General features: G+C 37.7%; 20 protein-coding genes. 16 read left to right on the forward strand and 4 right to left on the reverse strand.

Annotated elements, in window-relative coordinates; genetic code table 11:
- Positions 1-3 precede the first annotated feature (3 nt).
- Together HDE68_RS17470 and HDE68_RS17475 are read right to left on the reverse strand one after the other, a co-directional pair.
- Positions 4-1,857, reverse strand: coding sequence for a type VI secretion system baseplate subunit TssF (locus HDE68_RS17470; protein ID WP_183883497.1), 1,854 nt, complete (start codon positions 1,855-1,857; stop codon positions 4-6).
- Between the two features lie 163 nt (positions 1,858-2,020).
- Entirely contained in the window at positions 2,021-2,455 is a 435-nt protein-coding gene (locus tag HDE68_RS17475) for a GPW/gp25 family protein (RefSeq protein ID WP_183883498.1), read from the reverse strand.
- A gap of 149 nt (positions 2,456-2,604) precedes the next feature.
- On the opposite strand from HDE68_RS17475, the gene HDE68_RS17480 reads away from it, so the two are divergent.
- The 16 genes from HDE68_RS17480 (at position 2,605) to HDE68_RS17555 (ending at position 19,540) form a co-directional block, all read left to right on the forward strand.
- Positions 2,605-3,126: a type VI secretion system TssO gene (locus tag HDE68_RS17480; protein ID WP_183883499.1), complete on the forward strand. Its 522-nt coding sequence runs from the start codon at positions 2,605-2,607 to the stop codon at positions 3,124-3,126.
- A gap of 2 nt (positions 3,127-3,128) precedes the next feature.
- Complete coding sequence (locus tag HDE68_RS17485; protein WP_183883500.1) at positions 3,129-3,626, forward strand: type VI secretion system transmembrane protein TssO; 498 nt, start codon at positions 3,129-3,131, stop codon at positions 3,624-3,626.
- 43 nt (positions 3,627-3,669) lie between these two features.
- Complete coding sequence (locus tag HDE68_RS17490) at positions 3,670-4,620, forward strand: PKD domain-containing protein (RefSeq protein ID WP_183883501.1); 951 nt, start codon at positions 3,670-3,672, stop codon at positions 4,618-4,620.
- Positions 4,621-4,626: 6 nt separating this feature from the next.
- Positions 4,627-6,978 (forward strand): type VI secretion system protein TssR, encoded by a 2,352-nt coding sequence (gene tssR, locus HDE68_RS17495; RefSeq protein ID WP_183883502.1) that lies wholly within the window; start codon positions 4,627-4,629, stop codon positions 6,976-6,978.
- Positions 6,979-6,998: 20 nt separating this feature from the next.
- Positions 6,999-9,512 (forward strand): ATP-dependent Clp protease ATP-binding subunit, encoded by a 2,514-nt coding sequence (locus tag HDE68_RS17500; protein ID WP_183883503.1) that lies wholly within the window; start codon positions 6,999-7,001, stop codon positions 9,510-9,512.
- Between the two features lie 74 nt (positions 9,513-9,586).
- The gene (locus tag HDE68_RS17505; RefSeq protein WP_183883504.1) at positions 9,587-10,033 is read left to right on the forward strand and encodes a hypothetical protein; all 447 of its coding nucleotides are present in this window, start codon (positions 9,587-9,589) and stop codon (positions 10,031-10,033) included.
- Between the two features lie 35 nt (positions 10,034-10,068).
- Positions 10,069-11,460: a DUF5458 family protein gene (locus HDE68_RS17510; RefSeq protein ID WP_183883505.1), complete on the forward strand. Its 1,392-nt coding sequence runs from the start codon at positions 10,069-10,071 to the stop codon at positions 11,458-11,460.
- Positions 11,461-11,627: 167 nt separating this feature from the next.
- On the forward strand, positions 11,628-12,197 hold the full coding sequence (locus tag HDE68_RS17515; RefSeq protein WP_183883506.1) for an NAD(P)H-dependent oxidoreductase: 570 nt from the start codon (positions 11,628-11,630) through the stop codon (positions 12,195-12,197).
- Positions 12,198-12,320: 123 nt separating this feature from the next.
- On the forward strand, positions 12,321-12,716 hold the full coding sequence (gene tssD, locus HDE68_RS17520; RefSeq protein ID WP_183868191.1) for a type VI secretion system tube protein TssD: 396 nt from the start codon (positions 12,321-12,323) through the stop codon (positions 12,714-12,716).
- A 35-nt stretch (positions 12,717-12,751) separates the two neighbouring features.
- The gene (gene tssD, locus HDE68_RS17525; protein WP_084359035.1) at positions 12,752-13,147 is read left to right on the forward strand and encodes a type VI secretion system tube protein TssD; all 396 of its coding nucleotides are present in this window, start codon (positions 12,752-12,754) and stop codon (positions 13,145-13,147) included.
- 223 nt (positions 13,148-13,370) lie between these two features.
- Positions 13,371-13,766, forward strand: coding sequence for a type VI secretion system tube protein TssD (gene tssD, locus HDE68_RS17530; RefSeq protein ID WP_183883507.1), 396 nt, complete (start codon positions 13,371-13,373; stop codon positions 13,764-13,766).
- A 106-nt stretch (positions 13,767-13,872) separates the two neighbouring features.
- Positions 13,873-14,268 carry a type VI secretion system tube protein TssD gene (gene tssD / locus HDE68_RS17535; protein WP_041883122.1) on the forward strand — a complete coding sequence of 132 codons (396 nt, stop codon included), beginning with the start codon at positions 13,873-13,875 and terminating at the stop codon, positions 14,266-14,268.
- A 149-nt stretch (positions 14,269-14,417) separates the two neighbouring features.
- Positions 14,418-16,253 (forward strand): type VI secretion system Vgr family protein, encoded by a 1,836-nt coding sequence (locus tag HDE68_RS17540; protein ID WP_183883508.1) that lies wholly within the window; start codon positions 14,418-14,420, stop codon positions 16,251-16,253.
- A gap of 2 nt (positions 16,254-16,255) precedes the next feature.
- Positions 16,256-17,821: a T6SS phospholipase effector Tle1-like catalytic domain-containing protein gene (locus HDE68_RS17545; protein ID WP_183883509.1), complete on the forward strand. Its 1,566-nt coding sequence runs from the start codon at positions 16,256-16,258 to the stop codon at positions 17,819-17,821.
- A 70-nt stretch (positions 17,822-17,891) separates the two neighbouring features.
- Positions 17,892-18,833, forward strand: a complete 942-nt coding sequence (locus tag HDE68_RS17550) for a DUF2931 family protein (RefSeq protein ID WP_183883510.1) — start codon at positions 17,892-17,894, stop codon at positions 18,831-18,833.
- 11 nt (positions 18,834-18,844) lie between these two features.
- Positions 18,845-19,540 (forward strand): hypothetical protein, encoded by a 696-nt coding sequence (locus HDE68_RS17555; protein ID WP_183883511.1) that lies wholly within the window; start codon positions 18,845-18,847, stop codon positions 19,538-19,540.
- Between the two features lie 8 nt (positions 19,541-19,548).
- On the opposite strand, the gene HDE68_RS17560 is transcribed toward HDE68_RS17555, so the two are convergent.
- Both HDE68_RS17560 and HDE68_RS17565 read right to left on the reverse strand, forming a co-directional pair.
- Positions 19,549-21,348 carry a mechanosensitive ion channel family protein gene (locus tag HDE68_RS17560; protein WP_183883512.1) on the reverse strand — a complete coding sequence of 600 codons (1,800 nt, stop codon included), beginning with the start codon at positions 21,346-21,348 and terminating at the stop codon, positions 19,549-19,551.
- Positions 21,349-21,377: 29 nt separating this feature from the next.
- A complete protein-coding gene (locus tag HDE68_RS17565) occupies positions 21,378-22,670 on the reverse strand; it encodes an NRAMP family divalent metal transporter (protein WP_183883513.1) in 1,293 nt (430 codons plus the stop codon).

Below are 22,670 nucleotides of genomic sequence, written 5' to 3' on the forward strand. Positions count from 1 at the left end.
TGATCAGCCCAGTAAAAGTCTGTAGTGTATGTTCATGGTGCTGCGGATTTCCAGTTTTGATTTAGTCAGACTGAGCATAGACTTCCATTCTTCTTCATTTAACCCATTCTGCTGGGCAGGAGTGATGATGATATCTGTAGTTCTAAGAAATCCTTCCTTTGGGTTGAGCGCAGGTATAAGCCCTTTCCTGATATTTACTGCCTTTATTTTATTGCCTAATTCAAAATGACAGAAATTAATAATATCTGATTGTGTGACCAGCCTGTTTCCTGTAGTCAGACCATATTTGTAGGCCTGAACTCTGTTTGTTGCATTTAACCTTGATCTTCCACCTTTTGAATTGCTTAGGAGAAAAAGGCTTTCTGGTATTGTTTTACTGCTTTCGAAAGATTGTAAATGACTACCTGATTTGATCTGATTACCCATTTCTGCATTTGTTGACCAGAATTCAAGAAACAGGATGTCTGCGTTATTTAAAGGTTTGACAATAATATAATTGAGCAGTTCTTTAATAGTTACCAGCTGCGCTTTGGTTTTCTGTTCAATAATGGAGATGTTTTGTTCCAGTTCTTTTAAGGAACTGTTTAAGAAATCAGATCCATAAGCCGAAAATGCGGCTTTCTCATCTCTTAATAACTCGAAGAGGTAATCTACAATCTCCTTGGCATTTCTGTTGTCAAATCTTTCTGAGCCTCCGTAACGGATTGAAAATGAGCCTGAGTTAGCGTCGTCATCATGGCTGTGCGGAATTTCAGTATAGGAGTTCCCTGCTTTGTCTGTTAGTGAATCGACACATAAAAACTGATCGTGATCCTGCAATTTGATGGGCATAATATTAGTCATCATTTTCAGGCGGTGTTTAAAATCATGTATTCTTTTATTGACTACAGGGAAGGCATTGATGGAGACATGCAGTTCATCTAGCATGGATTCTGTAATGGCAGCAGGAAAAACCACTTTGATCCAGAGTATAGGTTTCTTAAAGCTGGACAAACCTCCCGCCTGAAAAACAGGGTCAAACTCTTTTGGGTAAAGTTGTAAATAAGACTGCTGAGGAAATATATTTTCTTCGTCTACAGTGAGGAACCTGTTGGTGTAAAAGGTGTTAACGTCTTCTGTGATGAGATTTAAAACATCCTGGTTCTCAAAAGGCGATTGTATGCTTTTTTCTGATTCTATATAGAATTTGTTCAGAGAAAGATTAACCGGCAGGTCATTTAAAGACCAGTGAGATAAAGTTAGAAGATCATAAACGCTGTCGCTTACCACATAGTTACGCCAGTCAAAATAGAAACTCAGACCTGGCAATTGTGTTAATAAAGGTGGATTCTCTATACCTATATAAAGGGTGTTTTTATCCAGGCCCTGGCCTGGATTACTATGGGTCAGTAAAGATTTATTATGCTGAGCATCAATCTTAAATATATTACTTCCGTTGGCCAGGTAACTTATTTCTGAATGAAATACTTTTACAGGCTTTAGTGGACTGAAAAATATATCTGATGTGTTTTCCCCATTGTTCTCGGTTTTATCTTTAAGCCTTTTTCTGAAAAAGAACTGGGTTTTTGTGTCTATGATTTCAGTGGCCTCAATGGCGCGTGCATGCAGGATCGCATGTGCAGGGAGTGCGGTAGTTAAGGTGTCTGAGGCCAGAATACGGGAAATGCGGTCCAGGATTCTGTTTTCCAGATTTTTTACATCATTAGAGACGTTAAAAAGCTCCGTACTGAGGGCTTCAATTAATAATTTAACCAGCGGATCAAAGTCATTTGTGTTTTTTATACCCCAATAGTCGAGCGCATTTTTTAAAATTCTATTTCTTATTTCGTCTTTGGAGGAGTAAAATATATTCTTCATCTGGCTTATATATGATCTTATTTGTAATTGTTGCTGAAAGGACTTAACTAATTTAATTGAGAATTGTATTTGTTAAAGCCGTACATTGTATTGTAACGGTTTTGTTATCTATTGTGCTGTATATAAAATAGTTCAGTGTTTCCTTAAAATAGAACACTGCACCTTAACTGGATAGAGGGCTCAGGAATAAGCCTGTGTTAAAATAATATTTTTCTCCTGTTATATTCATCTTTCCCCAGATAGAGATATCGACTTTTTTCTTGATTTCGGTTACGTTTCTCATAGAGAATTTTTTCTCTACTTCAGTCATATTTATTTCTACTTCAACCTGATATAACCGGTGTTCATATTCTGTAATTGATCTGAGCAAAGATTGTCTGAACTTTTCTTCCCATGTGGTCTCACTCACTATTAACTCGAAGTCTAAATCCCATATTTCACATCCAAAATTCCTGTTATGCCTGTGTTCTCCGAATCGTGTAAAAATAATTAACTCTATGTTCTGAGAGATGGATTTGCCCAGATCTGCTTCTATCAGATCCTTGTTTTCGAGAATATTTTTTAATCGAAATGGTTTGTTATATAAGAAATCTGACATATGATAATACTTAAATGGAACAATAATTGGTTAATGGTAATCAATATTGCGTCCAAAATTTAGAATTTGGATACATATCATTTAATGCAATCTAAATAACATGTTACCATAATTAAAATTTTACACCTCTCAGATCTAAAGAATTTTTGATGAAACCAATAAACGCTCAGGAACTGAATAAGTCTTACCGGCTTTTTATTCTTAATTTCATTTTCCTCACCATATTCGCTGTACTCTGTGTCTATCTCTTTTTTGCAGCTTCCAGATTTGAGTATCAGCTTTTGGAAAAAGAAGTTAAACAAACCGATCAGCTTTTAGCTAAGAGAAAAGATATCAATACCAAATTTGATATGATACTTTTGAGATTTAAACAGCTATCCAAGTACACCTCTATTAATTCTGAAGAGATGAATAATCAGGCGATCATGCTTGAAGATATCCAGAATACAAATTTCAAGATCAAAGAAGTTATTAAAAAAGAGAAGTCTGCGGTAAGTAGTTTTCTCTTGTATAAAAAAATGACTGATGATGTCTCGCAAATGGCAGCGATACAAGATTCGCTGTTTACAACCAGGTTTCAGATAGACAATTTGAAAACTCAACTGGATAACTGTTTTAAAACAAATAGTAACGCCGCAAAAAAGATAAGAGGAGGAAGATTTAACAGGTAATTATGATTAAACTAAGTATAAAAGAACGAAGAGACCAATTCCTTTTTTTTATTGGGATATTCTTGTTCACCACCGCATTATTAAGTTTCGGGCTGTTTTATGACTATGATAACGGCCGGGTAGTTTCCAAGCAGGATCTTGCCGATAAACTGGAACAGAACGCAGAATTTGAAGCAACTGTTAAAGAGCAAAGGGCCACTATTGATACGACCTATAAGGATATTATGACTTTTGATCCCGGGGTTCAGGCAGTCTTTCTGGAAAATGACATCAAAAATTCTATGGCTTCCATTAAATCAAATTATGACCGTAAAGCCTATGATTTACGTTATAAAACTTTTATTCAGGCCTCCCAGCTTTATAGTGATTTGTTTTATAACCGCAGAGAACTGAAAGGAAATAACAAAGACGCAGACCGGTTAAGCAAATCGCTCGAAGATTGTAAACTATCTACACGCCAGCTTAGACAAACGATAGGCAGCCAGCCTAATGTGAGATGAAAAAGATAAATCAACCTATTAAATCAAACCAAAATATAAACATATGGCCGATACGAATACTACTAATGGAAAATCAGTAAGCAGTAATTCACAGGGATATATTTTCCTGTACATCTTTATTGCAATCCTGATTATTGCAGCACTTATTTTCCTGCTTAAAAGTTCTTTTTTTGATAAGCGCAATGTAGATGCAAGGATTTTAAAAGATGAGATGTATCTGAATGAAGATCTTGTATTTACTGATAATACAAGAAATGCAAAAAAATGGCTTTGGGAATTTGGTAATGGTGCAAAATTAACCACCCAGAACGGAAGTTACCGTTACAATAAATCAGGATCATATATTGTCAGATTAACAGTTGACGGTGAACTAAAGGAACAATTTCCGGTTACTGTAAGGGATACTGTGATTGCCGCCCTGGATACGATGGTCACGATCAGCGGGCCAACTTCTGGCATCGTCAATGAAGAGGTCAGGGTTGAAGCTGAAGGAAAAGCCAATCAGTTTGAATGGTCTTTCGGAGAAACAAACAGGGTAGATGTAAAAGGCCGGACTGCTTTATATACTTTCCATACCCCCGGGAAATTCATGGTTAAATTAACTACGGACCGTAGCCACAGACCTATTTATCATACTATTTTTATTACAGACCCAAATGCGGAACTGGATAATGATATGATTGTGCCTGGTGAAGGTGAGCAAAAGGTTATTGACGATATCCGGGCCCGTTTACAGGCCATTGCTAACGGAGCAGATTTTAATTCAAATTATTATTACCTGATTCGCAGGTATATGTGTAACAATGAGAAGGTTACTGTTGCTGTTGACCAGGACGGGGTGAAGAAATCAAGTGATTTTTATTCTTACTGTATGGGATTAACTTTCGGGGGCGAAATTGTTGTTGATGAAGCACAATTAACTATCAGCCCAAATTCTACCTGTGCAACTCTGGTAAATATCAAACAACATTCGGCGAATACAGTAAAAAAATAACTACATATGAAAAGAATTATATCCCTCTCTATACTCATCGCCCAAACTGCCTTTGTAATGGCACAATCGCCTGCAGCATTTGGAAAAAAAGTAAAATACATGCCTAAGGCTTATGCTAAGCCATCTGCCAGTACCAATGTTAGTGATGATGGTGGTAAAACCAGTTTGCCCTGGATCGTTTTCTCTGACCGGGACGAAAATTATACGACTACAGCCCCGGGTGGAAGCCTGATTATGAAGAAATTGAATTTTATGGAGCCCTTTTATGTTTCCAAAGATGAAAACGGGTATCTGAAATTGATTAAGTATAAGGCTGGAATGATCAGAGGGCGGAAGATTAATGATAAGAAAAGTGCAATTAGCTACGGATGGATCCCGAAATCAAAAATGCTGTTATGGCAAAGGTCATATTCTAACGGCAAATCTGGTTATCCTGAAAAATCTATTGCCATTATTAATGGTAAAGTCCCTATGACTGAATCTAAGTTCTATTATGATAATACAGATTCAGCTTATGTTTACAGTTCTCCTGAGCTTAAAAAGAAAGTATCAAAAGTCAGGCTGCACGAGATCAGTTATATTTTTAAAAAATCTGAGGATGGTAAGAAATATCTGATTGGAAATGAAGATCAGCTGGTTACTGATAGTGCAAGAAAAAGTATTTATGGCTGGATAGCTGCTGATGCTGTGCATAGCTGGGGTGACAGGTTATACATTACGCCAAAACAAATAGATTCTTATGAACAAAGTGATTCAGTGGCATTAGCACTGAGCGGTGTACATATGGATCCGCTTTTATCTGCAAATGATATTATTCTCAGAAGCGCACCTGTGGTGAATGATGATGGTGCGGGAAATTATACTTTGGGTGTTGCGACTGATGTTTATAATAAATCAAATAATAAGCTGATTACGATCAACGGATCTTCTTTGTCTTATCTGACCTATCTGGATTTAAGAAAAAATATTCATCAGATTAACGTGGTTTTTGTCGTAGATGGTGGCAGCCCGATGTCGAGATACTTTGCCGGATTAACCAATACTATTCAGTCCTTCGAAAATATTTTCAATGATTATAGTAAGAAACATAAGGTGAGCTATGGTGCTGTGGTTTACAGAAATGAAGCGGCAGGAATTTTAAGTACGCCTGAGATATCTCCTGATTACAGAAAACTAATGGGTTTCCTTTCTGCAGAAGCAAAGAGAACAGAAAGGTATAATGGAAGAATTGTTGCCGAACCTGTTTTTGATGGGGTAAGGGCAGGATTAAATATGCTGAAAAACCATAAGAATGAAACTAACCTGATTGTACTGATTGGAAGTACAGGAAATGAAACTTCTTCTGCTTACAGGTTATCTCAGTTAACAGAAGAATTTGCGCGTGCAGATGCAAGGTTACTGGCTATTCAGCTGTATAGTGATTATGACCAGCTGTTTAATAATTTTGTATTGCAATCTAAAAAACTGGTATCAGAATCTGCTGTTTATTCAGCAGATAAGAAGAAAAGATTTTTGGTGAGAGGTGAAGGGCTGAATAATACACAGGCTTATAATACAAGCAGACTGGATTCTATTTCTTATTACCTGGATTATCCTAAAAACAGTTTAATACAGGGTGGTGTAGTGTTTCCGACTAAAGGGTCTGTGAACTCCAATGAATCTATGAATATAGCCATGCGCCGTTTTATTAAAGAAACGGATATGGATATTAATAATCAGGTGAGTTCTTTAGATAGTGCTTTCAGGTTAACAGGTATTGAACGTAAAAATTTATCGCCGGTTGTGGAGAGCCGTTTAGATGCACCTGTAGGGGATGAGGTGGCAGATAAAATGCCGCATAATGGGTTCAAATATTATATGACTTCTTCTGTTCATTCTGATATTGTATCCAAAAATAAAGATCTGCTCCAATATGCGCTGATTCTGAATACAATGGAATATAAACAGATCGGTGATATATTTTCGCTGATGATCGGACAAAACTTACAGCCGGATCAGTCTTCTTTCAGAAAGAAACTACAGAAGAATTATTATAGTATTCTGCGCAACCTGCTGGATATGGATATTTCTAAAGGGAATATCAGACAGTTTACACTGGCTAAATATTTGAAGACGGTAACGGGGTTGCCAGTGTCTAATGAATTATTGACTAAATATACAGTTGGTGATTTAAGAAGCCAGAGCAAAATGCCTCAGGCTGACTTTGAAGCTTATTTGAAATTCCTGATCAGTTCAAATGAACAGATTAAAAGAGGTACACAGATTGGTCAGCAGTTTAATTCCAATGGGAAAACTTACTACTATATCACAGAAAAGAATTTTGTGCAGACAGCTGCTAATGAAAATGCAGTAAAATAAACAATTTATTATCAGATATTATGAGTCTAACAAACATTAGTGAATCAGTAAAGCTGGCGATCCGGATTGCACAATCCCTCGCTAAAGAATACCGTAATCCTGAATTTACTGCTGCTCACCTTTTAAAAGGGTTGATGCATAAGGACGTTGGATTGAGAGTTTTTTTGTCTTCCATTGGGAAAGATGATGAATATATCAGTGAATGGGCTGAGGTAAGGATTGAAGAGCTGGAAAAAACATCTTCTTCGGCAGATGAGGTAAAAGGGAGCCCTGAAATTGCAAAGGTTTTTGAAGAAGCTGACCTGGTCAGAATTAAGGTCGGGCTGGATTTAATTACGCCTATCTGTGTGCTGACTGCTTTGTGTAAACCTACAGTTGGTTTTAAACCAGATCAGCTGAAGTCGTTCCCGATTAAGGAAAGAGAATTGCTGGATCTTTATATCAAGGATGAAGAATTGCAATCGGTTGTCGCACCTCCCTCAGCTCCGGGAAAAAGTAAAGGAGGGACCGGGACTACTTCTCTGCATAAATATTGTATTGACAGGATTGCACTGGCCAGGGATGGTAAAACAGATCCGATTATTGGCAGGGATAAAGAAGCGAGGATGATTATGGAGATCCTCTGCCGCAGAACTAAGCCTAATGTGATTATAACTGGTGACGCTGGTGTTGGTAAAACGGCCCTTGTTGATGGTTTTGCCCAGGATATCATTGCGGATAATGTTCCTGAACTGTTAAAAGGTGTCCAGCTTTTTGAACTGGATCTGGGATCTTTAATTGCAGGGGCCTCTTATAAGGGAGAGATTGAAGACCGTCTTAAGAATATCTTAAAAGAGATTAAAGCTTTTGATAAGGCTGTACTATTTATTGATGAGATTCATACGTTGCTGGATAACAAAGGACCGATAGGCGGAGGGGTAGGTAATTTACTGAAACCTGAACTGGCCAGAGGGGAGATTACTGTTATCGGAGCAACCACGATTGATGAATACCGGAAAATCATAGAACCTGAGCAGGCTTTTAGCAGAAGGTTTGAGGTTTTGCAGGTCAATGAGCCAAATGAGGCTTCAGCTATAAAAATGCTGGAGAAACTGACAGTGAAGTATGAAGAGCATCATCAGCTGAAGGTTCAGCCGGATGCGATTCCTGAATGCGTGAGGTTAGCGAAAAGGTATATGAAAGACCGCAGGCTTCCGGATTCTGCTTTTGATCTGCTGGACCGCTCTATGGCTGCCATGAAGATGATGAACGATACCTCAGAGAAAGTATTGGACGAGTTAACACAAACACTCGCCGAACTGGAGTTGTCTGATATTGATGAAATTACTGAGTTAACGGATTATAAGTGGTTATATAACCAGCTACAGGATAAAGTAAGTCCGGTGTTATTAGGTCAGCTGACTGATGAAACACAGGTTGAGGCTTTTGAGACAGCCGATGAATATCATCAGTATATCACCAGAAACCTGGATGCACTGAAGGTTTTGTCTGAGCGTAAATCGGATGAAGTTACCAAACAGGATATCGCTTCTATTGTGTCTTATAAAACAGGTATTCCTTTGGGAAAAATACAGGCACAGGAGAAAGAGAAATTGCTGAATATGGAGGCTTTCCTGAAAAGAAGGGTAGTTGGACAGGATCAGGCTTTGAAAGCTGTTTCTGATGCTATTCTGGAATCCAGGAGCGGGTTAAACAAGAAAGGACAGCCCATAGGTTCGTTTTTCTTATTAGGGCCTACAGGAACAGGAAAAACGGAGCTTGCGAAATCTATTGCTGAATTCTTATTTAATGATGAAAAGGCAATGATCCGTTTTGATATGTCCGAGTTTAAGGAAGAACATTCTGCAGCATTGTTATATGGTGCGCCTCCGGGATATGTGGGTTATGAAGAAGGGGGGATGCTGGTGAATAAGATCAGGGAACAGCCTTATTCGGTACTGTTGTTTGATGAGATTGAAAAAGCACATCCTTCTGTATTTGATACTTTCTTACAGATTCTGGATGAAGGGCATATGCATGACAGGTTAGGTAAGGAAGGGGATTTTTCTAATTCACTGATTTTATTTACTTCTAATATTGGAAGTGAATGGATTGCTGAGCAGGTGGCACAGGGTATAATCCCTACTTCACAGCAGTTAATGGAGATTATGTCCCGTCAGTTCAGGCCGGAGTTTTTAGCACGCCTTTCTGAGATTGTACCATTCGCTCCAATCAATGAAAGTAATGTGGTGAGGATATTCGAAATTCAGCTGAAAAGTCTGATTGATGCTTTACATAAACAGGGAATAACTTTTGAGATTGAAGAAGAAGCGACAAAAATGCTTGCACTGAGTGGATTTACGCCTAAATATGGTGCAAGACAATTATCAGGCGTGATCCGTAATGAGTTGAGAAGGCCTATCTCTAAATATATTATTTCTGGAGCATTAAAAAAGGGCAGTACAATCGTGATTAAGAAGCACCAGACGGAAGAAAGGCTGGAATGGGAAATAATTGAGCAAAGTCCTGTTACTGAACTAGAAAACAATTTATAGGCAAATACTGTTTTTTAAAATTTAAATCAATATTTTTATTAATAATAGATCTTAAACCCTTAAATATCAATACTATGTTTAACTATGAAATTGGCGGAAACGAAAGAAAGATAGATACTTCTGAAGCATTCGCAGATATCGCCCATAATAAAACGCTGTTTATACAAAAATTAACGGATAATGAACCGATCAAGCCTGAAAAAGTAGAGGGTTTAAAAACTGTACAGGAGGTCTTTAATCATTATAAACCTAAAGTTAACGTCGGATTTGAAAGACAGGATGGTTTACCAGTATCAGAAACGCTGCATTTTAATAACCTTGGCGATTTTTCTGTGAAAAGTATCATTAATCAGAGTACGCACCTTAATAATATCAATATTGAGCGTGAGATGTCTTTAAATGTGATCAAACAGCTTAAATCTAACAAAACGCTGAAGTCTACGCTGGACGATGCAGAAACAAAACATGCTTTTATCAGTGCTTTGAAAAATTTCGTAGCGGAGTTAGAAGAGAATAAATAGATCAGGTATTACATAGGTAGATTATAAAAAATATTATGGCAACTCCAGAAGAACAAAAAATAGCACAAGATAATTCCCAGGCTGCAGGTTTTAAAACCGCAGAAAAGGAAGAAAAGGGGAAACTGTCTCTCCAGGAGAGTTTAGATAAATTAGCAAGAGTTGGTGGTTTCGATTTATTGGAAGCAACTGTTGATGGTTTACAAAATTTAAACCCTGAAAGAAAAGCCAGAAAACAGATTTTCCTGACCGGAGATGAAAAGAAAAAAGAAAGAGAAGAGTTAAAGAAGAAAATTCAATTGTGGATTGATGTATTGGAAGACTCTGATTCTGTAGCATCGATGACTACAAAAAGTACAGAAAAGTTATTGGCTGCAGAAGAAAACCTGAATAAAAATATTGCTTCTGCACTGGAAAGTACAAGAGAGCTGGAGCAGGCTTACCGTTCTGTGAATCTGTTCTATCAGAATACTGAGGCAGACAAACTGAAAAATGTAGTGTTGCTGAATGCTTCTATGGATCAGATTAAGGACCTGGACAATCCAAGATTTGTAGATTTTGTAAGTGATGAGCTGAAACAAAAATATGACCGTCTTGACTTACGTGAAAACTATTCTTTAATGGTTATTCCGGGTTATATGGGCTCTAATAAAGTAGTAGAGAAATGGGGTAAGGTAGCTTATGAAAATAAAGCAATGCTGGTAACGGATTTTGCCGATCTGGATCAGCCTGATGATGTTATTGATTTATTTACTGCGGCTAATTTAACTGGCGCTGACGCTTTCAGGTCGAATGTGATTATGACTTGTAACTGGTTAGTAGGCAGGGGAAAGGTGAGTGAAGTGGGTGAAGAGGATGATTTGACTATCCCGGGTTCTGCTGCACTGGCCGGGAAAATGTACTATACGCTGATGTCGCAGGTAACTGCTGGTAAGAAACATGGTGCAATCAATGATGTGGATGGGGTCAAATTTGATCTTAAAAAGAGTGAAATTTCGCATTTAGAGCGTATTGGTTTAGTACCAATGGTGAATGAGTATGGCAAAGTAATGGCCTTCTCTGCCAAGACGCTGTTTAATGGAGATAATATTGGTTTACAGACTTATTCTGTTGTACGTGTATTTGATTATGTTACTAAAGTGCTTTTTGACTTCTTAAACAGAAGAGCTTTTGAGAACTGGACTTCAAAAACTGAACAGGATCTGCGTGGACAGATTGTTAAGTTTCTGGATGGTATCCAGGGGCCTGAGCGTTTGATTGAGCGTTTTAAAATCATGCGTTTTGAGCGTGATGAACTGCAAAAAGATAAGATCCATTTAGATATCCATATTACGCCTTATTTTCCTGCAAAAAGCTTTGTTGTGAAGCTTGACGGACAAAAAGGTGAAGATGAGGAAACGACCTGGAGTTCAGAATACGCACAACAGTAATCACCTGTTTTGCTGCTGAGAAACAGCCTGGTTAATACAATTTCTAAAAATATCCGGACAGATTACACAGATCTGAGCCGGATATTTTTTTATATGTGAGCTCACATTTCTTCGCTTAACAATTTCTTCATATTTTAGCGTCTCAACTCACATAGGCCCGCAAATAAATGAAACAACTACTGATCATAAATGGTGATCCTGAAAAGACTGCTGCTACAAGTTATTTGATCCAGGCATATGTTAAAGGGGCTAAAGAAGCCGGCGCGCATATTAAAGAAATTGCGATTGTTGATCTGATCTTTAATTCTAATAAACAATTTAATAACAGGGTAACTGAACTGGAGCCTGATTTGAAACGTGCACTTGAGCTGATCATGTGGGCAAATCATGTGGTCTTGTTCTGCCCGGTTTATTTATCTTCTATTCCTACCAGGATTACCGGGTTTTTCGACAGGCTGTTTATGCCTAACCAGGTTTTCCATTCGGCACAACAAGGAATAAATAATAATTTTAGTGGTAAATCTGCCAGGATAGTATCTATTCTTGACCAGGAAACTTTTGAGTACTGGAAACAAGACAAGAAAATTACTTACCTGTCTATTAAAAGAAACATTTTTGAAAACTGCCGGTTTCATCCAGTCTTAACGAACACTATCGGACAGCTTTATTCGCTGGATAACGAATACAGTAAGAAGTGGTTAAGGAAGCTGGAGGCCTTTGGAACAAAGATTATTTAAGCATTAAAGCTTTTTTGAAAGTTATTTGGCAGATTTATTTTATCTCATTGATTATAAGGTGATTTGGCAAAGTATTTGCTGTTGTCCTGATAATTATAAATAATAACCCTAAAACTAAAAGTTATGGCTTTCAAAGCAAGATTAAACTTTTCGGGCAAGGAGTACGATGTGCTTCACTGTGCCTATTCTCTAAACCGTGATGTGGATGCAAAAGGAAGACCCTCTTCCGGAGTTTATGGTGGAACGATCGATATTGAACTCGAATCTACCGAAGATACTTCAGTTGTTGAAGCAATGGTAAACAATCAGTACAAACCTTTAACCGGCACTTTGCTCATCAAAAAATCTGATGAAGATGCAAAGATGAAGGAGGTTCATTTTGAAGATGGATACATCGTTAAGTATTCAGAAGGAATCAATATCACTGGAGACAATCCAATGACATTGAAGTTCCAGATCTCTGCCCGTAAATTAAAACTGGGTAATGCAGAACACACTAATGACTGGCCTAAGGCTTAATTGTAATTGACCGTTTAACATTAAAAAAAATTATCATGGCGTTTAAAACCAGACTGAACTTAGGTTCAAAAGAGTATGATGTGTTGCAGTGCAGCTATTCATTAAACAGAGATGTAGATGCAAAAGGTCGTCCATCATCAGGAGTTTATGGTGGGACTATTCATCTTGAAGTAGAATCAACTGAAGATACTTCGGTGATCGAATCAATGGTGAACAACCAGTACAAACCACTTTCGGGAACTATCGTTTTCAAAAAGGGTGAAGAAGATGCAAAAATGAAAGAACTGTCTTTCGAAGATGGTTATATCATTCAGTACAATGAGGGGATTGCCGTTAATGACAATACTCCAATGACTTTAGGTTTTGTGATATCAGCGCGTAAGTTGAAAATCGGTAATGCCGAGCATACAAACGACTGGCCTAAAGCTTAATCAGGTATTTTAATTGATAAGTCTGCCACAGGTAATACCTGTTGGGCAGACTTATTTATTTGTACCAATCTACAGACAGATTTAAGCTTCATCAGCAATTAATTATTTCTTGACCGGCTAAATAGGCCCTGACCCTGTATTGAGGGCTTTTTGGCAATAATGGCAAACTTTTTGTTATTATCTGTGTAGTAATAAATAAATATTTCACCCAAAAATTAAAGTTATGGCTTTCAAAGCAAGATTAACCTTTTCGGGCAAGGAGTACGACGTACTTCATTGTGCTTATTCCCTAAACCGCGATGTAGATGCAAAAGGAAGACCTTCTTCCGGAGTGTATGGCGGTACGATCGATGTAGAAATCGAATCAACTGAAGATACTTCAGTTGTAGAAGCAATGGTAAATAATCAGTATAAACCTCTTGCAGGTGTATTGCTGATTAAAAAATCTGAGGAAGATGCAAAGATGAAAGAAGTTCACTTTGAAGATGGATACATCGTTAAGTATTCAGAAGGAATCAGAATCACAGGGGATAACCCAATGACGTTGAAATTTCAGATTTCAGCCCGTAAATTAAAGCTTGGCAATGCAGAGCATACAAATGACTGGCCTAAAGCGTAATTAGCCTTTAAAATTTTAATATCCTTTTTAGTATAAAGCTAAATATTACCGATATTTAATCTTATTGCGTTAATCAATTAACAAATTTTTACAATAAAATATTACCATGGCTTTTAAAACCAGATTAACTCTAGGATCAAAAGAGTTTGATGTGCTGCAATGCAGTTTTTCATTAAATAGAGATGTAGACGCTAAAGGCCGTCCATCATCAGGTGTGTATGGCGGAACAATTCATGTTGAAATCGAATCAACAGAAGATACATCTGTTATTGAATCAATGGTGAACAACCAGTATAAACCTTTGTCTGGAACAATTACTTTCAAAAAAGGTGAGGAAGATGCAAAGATGAAAGAATTATCATTTGAAGACGGTTATATCATTCAGTACAATGAAGGTATAGCTGTAAATGATAAAACACCGATGACTTTAAGTTTTGTATTATCTGCACGTAAGCTTAAGCTTGGCAATGCAGAACATACTAACGACTGGCCAAAAGCCTAAATCTTGTAAGGCCGCAAATCTTCTTGTTTTGCGGCCTTAATTATAAAATTATTTTTTGGATTAAGGTATCTTATTCTGGCAAAAGATAAGGATTCTCTGGAATCGGGATCAAAAATATAATCAACCTTAAAACCACAGGTATCCAAGTAATGGAAAAGAAAATTAATCTGGAAATACATATTGATGATAAAGAGATTGTTCATTTTAATTCTCTTAAGATCACCCAGGCATTTAATCGTCATCACGAATTTGAACTCATCATTAACCAGGATGTCATCGAAGAAACAGGTTCTTTCAAAATAGACCAGTCCAAATCGTGGATTGGTAAGAGTTTTATTATGAGTATCGATCATGGTAATACAGCTTTTAAAGGGATAGTTTGTGAAGTAAACCTTTCTCAGAGTCATGGCTTAAGAGGTAATCTGATCATCAAAGGATATTCTCCGACTATTTTGCTGGAAAGTGGTGGAAACATGCTTTCTTTTAGTGATATGAAACTGGATGATATCGTAAAGAAAGTTACTTCTGGTGTTGCCGGGAATGATATGGACTTTGCTATCAAACCTTCTTATCAGGAGAACCTAAAATATATAACACAATTTAAAGAGAGTAATTTCAGCTTTATCAACAGGCTAAGTTCAGAATACGGAGAGTTCTTTTATTATGATGGCCGTGTACTGCATTTTGGTAAGCCAGCTGAACAGAAGTCTGTTAAACTGGTACATGGTCAGAATCTGAACGTTATGAATATGGCGGTTCGTATCCTGCCTATGGGCTTCTCTTATTATTCTTATCGTTCTGAAGAAAATAGTACGCTGGATGCACAAGATCCGGGACATGTAGAAGGCCTGAATGGTTTTTCTCAGCATGCTTTTCAGCAATCTTCTTCTGTTTTTGATAATCATGTAAATAATCCGGTTAAACCAAGGGTAGAAAATAAAAGTCAGCTGGGTAAACTTGCTGAGAAACATAAGGCCGCAATGGCTTCTAATTTATCGGATATTACTGGTGAAAGTACCAATACGGCATTGAATATAGGGAGCATAGCTGATGTTTATGTTTCCCGTAAAAATGATTCGGGGGTATTTAATCAGGATTCTCTGAGTAAGTTTTTGATCACGGAAATTACACACCATATTGATGGTTTAAGCAGATATACCAATTCGTTTAAAGGGGTCCCTGCAGATACAGAGGTGCTTACAGTAGAGCGTGTTCAGGTGCCTCAGGCGGAGTCGCAGGTAGCTATTGTGACAGATAACAATGATCCTTCTCAAACGGGGAGGGTTAAAGTGCAGATGTTATGGCAGCAAAATAATGCAACTACGGACTGGATCAGGGTATTGACTCCGGATGGGGGCTCAAGTGAACCGTTTTCTAAAAACAGGGGATATGTATTTATTCCGGAGGTGGGCGACCAGGTGATTGTTGGTTTCAGATACAATGACCCGGACAGACCTTTTGTAATGGGAAGCCTTTTTCATGGGGCTACCGGAGCTGGTGGTTCTGATGCCAATCATTTAAAAAGGATTGCGACCAGAAGCGGCCATTTAGTGGAGTTTAATGACGGGCCTTCGGGGCATGGGATCACAATTACGGATATCAATAAGAATATTATTCATATCGATACCGCAGGAAATAATATTACCATTACTGCGCTGGAAAATATGACGCTGAATGCTAAGAATATGCAGATTAATGTGGCCCAGAACCTGGATGTACAGGTGGGTAAAGACATGTCCACAATGGTTGGAAGTAATATGAGCACTCAGGTAGGTGTGAATAGCCATACGAATGTTGGAGCTGATTATTCACTGAATGCAGCAAATATTACAGAAATAGCTTTGGATGCTTATCAAAGTGAGGCTACAAATATTACAAAAACTGCCGCCGCAGAACTTTCTTATAACAGTACTGGCGGGAGTGTGACTAAACATGCAGCGAAAACTATCAATAACAATAGTGGAGAAAAAAGTAACCTGTTTTAACGATGATTCAAAAAGGTAATATCATTAAGATATCCAATGGAACGATCAGGGAATCGGCTTCTCAGGAGTATACTGCCTTTGCTAATAATATCCATACCAATGCGTCGAATAAGATTGTAGAAAATTCTAAAGACGGTATTGTATATGGGGAGCCGAAAAAAGGAGTTACGAAAGATGATTTAGTGAATATAACTGTTGGAATGTTTTTTGACGGTACAGGAAATAACAGGAAAAATATCGATTATGCATCAGATAGTAAGTCGTCAAATTATTACAAATCTGTAGGTTGGAAGTTTAAGTGGCAGGATAATACCAGTTACAAAAATGATAGAACGAATGTAGATAATCTGGAGAAAATGTACAAGCAGGAGACTTTATATTTTTCGCTGTACATTGAAGGGATCGGAACTGAGGATGGTGAATACGATGATCTTACGGATATGGGATTTGCTACCGGTGATAAAGGTGTCAGAGGAAAAGTAAGAGTAGGATGTGAGAATCTTGTAAAAACTATACAGGCCAAAACACAGAAAAATATCGGAACATTAACGGTTGATGTGTTTGGTTTTAGCAGGGGGGCTGCGGCTGCAAGAAATTTTGTACATGAAATTACAAAAGCTTCTTATACAGCCCGTAGAAATGGAAATCCAAAGGATTTTAGAATATTTGATGCTGACAGAAAACCTGTAACTAAGAAAGAACTGCCTTCAAGAGGGCACTTTGGTCTTGAAATGGAGAAGGCAGGGCTCAAAGTAAATTTTGTAAATATCAGATTTGCCGGCCTGTTTGATACCGTTTCTGCCTATGGCCTGGTCCATAGTAATGATGTGACTGAATTAGACCTCAATGCAGTTAACAAGGCTTCAAAGATAGTTCATTTAACAGCTGCAGATGAGCATCGCCGGTTATTCGAATTAACCTCAGTGACTAAAGGGACTGAACTTTCCTTGCCAGGTGTTCACTCGGATATTGGAGGAAGTTATGTAGATAATGAACTTGAAGAGGTTTCACTGGCTGAAGAAATGCTTTCCTTTATCAACCGGAAAAAATTGATTGACGCTGAAAAAAGCAGGTTGATCAGCCAGGGTTGGTACAGGTCAGAACAAATGACTAATGATCAGCCTTATAAATTGATAGGTAATAGGAGGTTAAGTAATAAATATAGTCTTATCCCATTGCATTTAATGTTTGAAATGGGATTGAGTACCTGTGATTTTGTACAAAAATTAATAAATAATAATACCTATAAAATACCTGCAATACCTTTGAAAAATACAAAATGGACTTTGATAGATGTTTATAAGCGTCTGCAGGCTTATGCTGCTAATACCGCGCCGTCTATGGTATTTAATGATGCGAATCAGCTGAATTCTATTAAAAGGATGGTTGACAGAGGCTTTTATCCGGCTGATAAATACGCAGCGACAGAAAAGGATGCTAAAATGCTTTATGAGTTAAGGAATAAATTTCTTCATTTTTCATCCAGCTGGGATGGTGTCGGCAAGGAGCCGAATATCAATGAAAATGGAGAGAGGGAAAGAGACGTTTTTAATAAAAGATCAAGCTGAATATATGAAGAGAATATGTTTGTTGCTATTATCAATTAGTTCATTTACTATAAGTTCATGTCAGGAAAAGATGAAGAAATACGATTGGATACCTACAGAGTGTGCTCCTGAAAATTACCCGGTACAAGTTTATAAAGGGAATTTCTATTATGGTGACAAAGGCAGTATTTACATCCCTGATGGCAGGGCGGTTGATATTGGCTGGGGAGAAGTAGGTTCTGTTAATATTGCAGGTGATAAATTAAAAGAAGCACCTCATACCCTTGAAATTACCTGGATTTCTTTCACTGAAAAGAAGAACTATACTGGTAAATTTGAATTGGACACCAGGAAAATTGATTCACTTTTAGCTGCTGGTTATCCCAGTGATATTGAAGGTGGAAAAGATACTTATAAAATGATAAAAGTTGGCATGGCCCCTGGTGGGGATGTTGTGCTATGGCTAAGCGGGGTTAGAAATAAACAGGTAGAGATAGGTCATTATAAAGCTAAAACAATTGCTGATCTGGATTGGAAAAAGGTTTACCCCGATTTGGAAGGTAGTTTTGATCCTTATATCAATGATGTGATCAAAGATCTTTCTGATACTGTTAAAGATCAGATCAAAAACCACAGTATTCCTTTTAATTACTGGGCTGGATTACGTAAGCGTTATAACTGGAAACCTTCATTTCAGGGTAATGCCAAAGTAACACGTATTGATCTGGATTATTTTAATAAAGAAAGAGATTTTGTTTTTGGTGAAAATCTGGCTAAGATTACTTTTAAACCATCTGCCGTGATTGAAGAACTGAGTGTTTACTGGCTTGATGATAAAAACAGAGAGCTGCGGACCGGGGTTAAATTTGATGAAAGTGAAGCTTTTGCAGTTTTCTCTAAGCTTCAGGAAAATGAGCAGGGTGAACTGGTGATTACTGTGGATAAGGAAAAATCGGACGTAACTGTTAAACTGAAATTAAAGGATAGTGAAGTACCATTCAAACAGATAAAGACTCAAAGTTATTATAAGTAAGAAAGATATTTATGAAGAATATTCTTGTTCTGCTGACTGCATCTATTCTAATGAGTTGTAGTGCTCAAAGTTTAGATCTTTCACAAATAGATTTTAACCGGCCTGCAGGGCAGTATCTTGACAAATTAAATATATCCGCTGTTGAGCAGCAGAAGGGACATTTTGAGATTCTGAAAAATGGGGATAAAGTGCGTCTTGAACTTAAAGATAATGGTGAAGTCTGCACGATTTATACTTTGAGAGAAGCTGGCGATGCAGCGCAGATTCGTTTCTCCGGCTTTTCTTTAGAACCGGATGCTGGTGGAAGAATTATCAGTTATAAAGATAAAATAGCTTTTTATAATTGCCATCCGGACAGAACCAGGACCTTTGAAGTGCTGAGCAAACTCAAGGAAATGTTAGGTAAGCCTGATGAAATAGTCACTGATACACTTTCTTTAAATGATGGTACTGCACAATTATTATCAAAAAAACTTCCTGCAACTGATTTTAAGATATTTAAGGATGAGTTCGGTGAATATATCACTTGTCCACGTCATTATATCTGGAAAAAGGGTGATATGATCTATCAATACACTTTTATCCGGGGCTCAAAGACAATCGCCAACGATTTAGTGGCCATGAATATCCAGGCTTTTAAAGACCGGATCATTTTTGGTTTTCATAATCCGGCACAAGATCCTGTGTTAAGTAAATACATTAAATAAATAGCTGTTTATTTGGTAGCAGGTGGCATTGCAGGCGCACTTCCATCTCTGGTAGCGCGGTAATGAGGAGACATAATTTCTATGCCTGCAGCGTTAAATTCATTTTGAATGTTCTCAAACATTTTGCTGTATATCGCAGCCTGCTTATTTGCTTCTTTGGTATAGGCATTGATCTGATAGGATATATAAAAATCATCCAGACTGGTTTGTAATACAAAAGGTTTTGGGTCTTCCAGGATATATTCAGTTTTTAATGCAGCTCTGGTTAACATATCGTATATATCCTTGTATGGGATATCATAGCCTAAAGTAAGCGTCTGATGTACAATTAAGCCCTGGCTTTCTTTTTTGGTATGGCTTGAATAGTTTATGGTACTACTGGAAAGTACCATAGAATTAGGAACTGTTATATCTTCATTTTTAATGGTCTTGATTCTGGTAACCAGCATCGTTTTTTCCAGTACATCGCCTGTAACATCTCCGATTTTTACCCTGTCTCCAATCCTGAAAGGGCGCATATAGGTGATAACTAGCCCTGCTACGATATTGGTTATTGCGCTCGATGAACCCAGAGAAATCAAAATCCCTAAGAATACAGAGACACCCTGAAATGCCGGAGAACCAGACCCCGGTAAATAAGGGAAAATAAGAATGAGCATAAATGCATAAAGCACAAATTTCAGAATATTAAATGTTGGTATTGCCCAGTCGGCATGGAATCCACGAAGCTGAATCTCACCCAGTTTGATTTCGTAAAAGAAATACTTGATTCCCCTGATTGCATATTTAAAGATTAAATAAATTACAATTACAGTGAACAGGTTAGGAAGATAATGTGCTACTGCATTCAAAGCAGCCTTCATCGGGCTTAATATCCAGCCTAGTAATGTACCTGTCCAGGCCTCAGTCTCGGGGAAAATACTGAACAGTAAAGGCAGAGAAAGATAAATAATAAGGATAATTACTGCAATGCGAATGATATTATTTAATCTGAGCAGGGCCTTCTCAAAATGTTCTGGTGTAAATATTTTAATGTTTTTAATCTTTAAGACGTTGAGGTAACTTTCTCGTTTAGAAGATAAAAATGAAGCTGTCCTTTTAAAAAGAAAGTTGATGATGGAAATGATAACTGTCAGCAGAACAATAATCAGCAGCACAAGTCCTATTCTTTTAAGCCAGTTGACCAGACTGTTTGCCTTCCTTTCGGCATCAATACTTTGTTTGATGGTTTGCAGATATTCTTTAGCTAAAGCCTCGTTACTTTTGGCAAACCATAAACCATCGAGATTTGCTACTGACATTAAAATATCGTTGTTTTTATAAACCAGGTCATAACTGTCTTCATTTGGACTGATAACCAGCGAATCTGCTTTGTAGAAAGGATCTTCATAAAGCTTTTCTACCTTTTTTGAAATCGCATCTGCTCTTTCCATGGCATTAAAAGAACCGGTCCGGACGTAGATGTAAAATAAAGTGTCTGTATTGAGAATGACAGGGTATCCCTTTGCATTTTTCTTCAGGACCTGTATTTTTTCCAGCTGATGAATTTTTCTTAAAGAGTCACTAATGGCAATCTGACGAAGTTTATTTTCCAGTTCTGTGGTTTTTTTACTATTGCCTGCAGCGGACTGGAGTTCATTTTTTAACTGGATCTTGACTAGTGAATCAATTTTTTGCTGTTGCTGATCTTTTAATAGTAAAGCCTCATTGATATTTTGCTGATCCTTTTTGGCCGTATCCTGAATATTCTGTGCATGGGTAGAGAAAGATAAAGCAATAATAAAAAGGAAGAGTTTAATTCTGATCATAAAGTTGGATGTCAATAGGATAAATATACTTAAATAGTGTAAAACATTGCAACAGCGGCAGCCCCCATGGCAATGAAGGTTATCCATACCAGGATATTGGAAAGCAAACCGCTTTTATATTCGCCCATTATTTCTTTACTCATTGCAATTCTGCCAATGAGAAATAAGAGCGGTACTGCTGCAACGCCATTTAATACAGCTGCATAAACCAATGCTTTAACGGGGTCAATACCTATGAAATTTATGGCTAAACCAATCAGTGTCGCTACGATGATCACGCCATAAAATCCGTAGGCTTTTCCTAATTTTAGATTTAAACTTGCTTTCCAGCTGAATGCTTCAGATACTGCATAAGCTGCTGATCCGGAAAGTACTGGTACCGCTAGTAGTCCTAAACCAATTATACCGATAGAAAAGATAAGCTTGGCCAGAAAACCAGAGTTAGGAAAGGAATGCACTAATGGTTCCAGCGCTTTGGCTGCATCTGCTGCGGTATTGATATCTCTTACACCGCTTCCATGTAATACTGTTGCGCCCACCAGTAAAATACACCAGGTCGTAAATTCAGAGATGAGCATACCCGCTGTATTATCAATACGCATATTTCTGATACGTTTCCAGCTAATCAGTCTGCCGTCTTTGATAGGATGCCTGCCGTTTTCTTCTTCTACTTCCTGGGAAGCCTGCCAGAAGAACATATAAGGTGAAATGGTTGTTCCCAAAACACCGGTAATGATAAATACAAAGGCGAAATTAAGTTCAAAGTGAGGAATTATAGTAGCCCTTAATACGGTTGGCCAGGGCTGATCTACAATAAATACGGTAATTGGATAGGCAAGTAAAGAGATTGCAAGCCATTTAAGAATCCTGGAATAGGTTTTATAATTTGTAAATATTTCCAGTAAGAGAATGATAGCGGTAAAAAGCAGGGTTAATACCACAAAATGTACAGGAATTAATAATTGCGCGGCTGAGGCCATTGCGCCAATATCTGCACCAATATTTATGGTGTTGGCTACCACAACCAGACCTACAACAGCATAAAGTACGGGGCGGCTATAGTGTTCTTTTACAACGGCTGCAATTCCTTTCCCTTTAACCATTCCTATTCTTGCACAGGCTTCCTGTACAGCAATCATAAATGGAAGCATATAAAGTGCAGTCCATAATTGTCCGTAACCAAATTGTGCCCCTGTCTGGGAATAGGTTGCAATTCCTGATGGATCGTCATCAGCGGCACCTGTAGTTAAACCCGGACCTAGTACTGTTAAAAATTTCCAGAATTTCTTTTTGCGTGGTTTCGGGTTTTGCGAAAGCTCCAT

Origin of the sequence: Pedobacter cryoconitis, assembly GCF_014200605.1 — a bacterium.
Classification (GTDB): Bacteria; Bacteroidota; Bacteroidia; order Sphingobacteriales; family Sphingobacteriaceae; genus Pedobacter; species Pedobacter cryoconitis_B.

Bases quoted from the DNA above. Each gene is read 5' to 3' on its own strand.
- HDE68_RS17500 (WP_183883503.1), top strand. From the start codon at position 6,999: ATGAGTCTAACAAACATTAGTGAATCAGTAAAGCTGGCGATCCGGATT.
- HDE68_RS17555 (WP_183883511.1), top strand. From the start codon at position 18,845: ATGAAGAATATTCTTGTTCTGCTGACTGCATCTATTCTAATGAGTTGT.
- tssD (WP_183883507.1), top strand. From the start codon at position 13,371: ATGGCTTTCAAAGCAAGATTAACCTTTTCGGGCAAGGAGTACGACGTA.
- HDE68_RS17565 (WP_183883513.1), bottom strand. From the start codon at position 22,670: ATGGAGCTTTCGCAAAACCCGAAACCACGCAAAAAGAAATTCTGGAAA.
- tssD (WP_041883122.1), top strand. From the start codon at position 13,873: ATGGCTTTTAAAACCAGATTAACTCTAGGATCAAAAGAGTTTGATGTG.
- HDE68_RS17545 (WP_183883509.1), top strand. From the start codon at position 16,256: ATGATTCAAAAAGGTAATATCATTAAGATATCCAATGGAACGATCAGG.
- tssD (WP_183868191.1), top strand. From the start codon at position 12,321: ATGGCTTTCAAAGCAAGATTAAACTTTTCGGGCAAGGAGTACGATGTG.
- HDE68_RS17515 (WP_183883506.1), top strand. From the start codon at position 11,628: ATGAAACAACTACTGATCATAAATGGTGATCCTGAAAAGACTGCTGCT.
- HDE68_RS17550 (WP_183883510.1), top strand. From the start codon at position 17,892: ATGAAGAAATACGATTGGATACCTACAGAGTGTGCTCCTGAAAATTAC.
- HDE68_RS17485 (WP_183883500.1), top strand. From the start codon at position 3,129: ATGATTAAACTAAGTATAAAAGAACGAAGAGACCAATTCCTTTTTTTT.
- HDE68_RS17480 (WP_183883499.1), top strand. From the start codon at position 2,605: ATGAAACCAATAAACGCTCAGGAACTGAATAAGTCTTACCGGCTTTTT.
- HDE68_RS17490 (WP_183883501.1), top strand. From the start codon at position 3,670: ATGGCCGATACGAATACTACTAATGGAAAATCAGTAAGCAGTAATTCA.
- HDE68_RS17540 (WP_183883508.1), top strand. From the start codon at position 14,418: ATGGAAAAGAAAATTAATCTGGAAATACATATTGATGATAAAGAGATT.
- HDE68_RS17475 (WP_183883498.1), bottom strand. From the start codon at position 2,455: ATGTCAGATTTCTTATATAACAAACCATTTCGATTAAAAAATATTCTC.
- tssR (WP_183883502.1), top strand. From the start codon at position 4,627: ATGAAAAGAATTATATCCCTCTCTATACTCATCGCCCAAACTGCCTTT.
- HDE68_RS17510 (WP_183883505.1), top strand. From the start codon at position 10,069: ATGGCAACTCCAGAAGAACAAAAAATAGCACAAGATAATTCCCAGGCT.
- tssD (WP_084359035.1), top strand. From the start codon at position 12,752: ATGGCGTTTAAAACCAGACTGAACTTAGGTTCAAAAGAGTATGATGTG.
- HDE68_RS17505 (WP_183883504.1), top strand. From the start codon at position 9,587: ATGTTTAACTATGAAATTGGCGGAAACGAAAGAAAGATAGATACTTCT.
- HDE68_RS17470 (WP_183883497.1), bottom strand. From the start codon at position 1,857: ATGAAGAATATATTTTACTCCTCCAAAGACGAAATAAGAAATAGAATT.
- HDE68_RS17560 (WP_183883512.1), bottom strand. From the start codon at position 21,348: ATGATCAGAATTAAACTCTTCCTTTTTATTATTGCTTTATCTTTCTCT.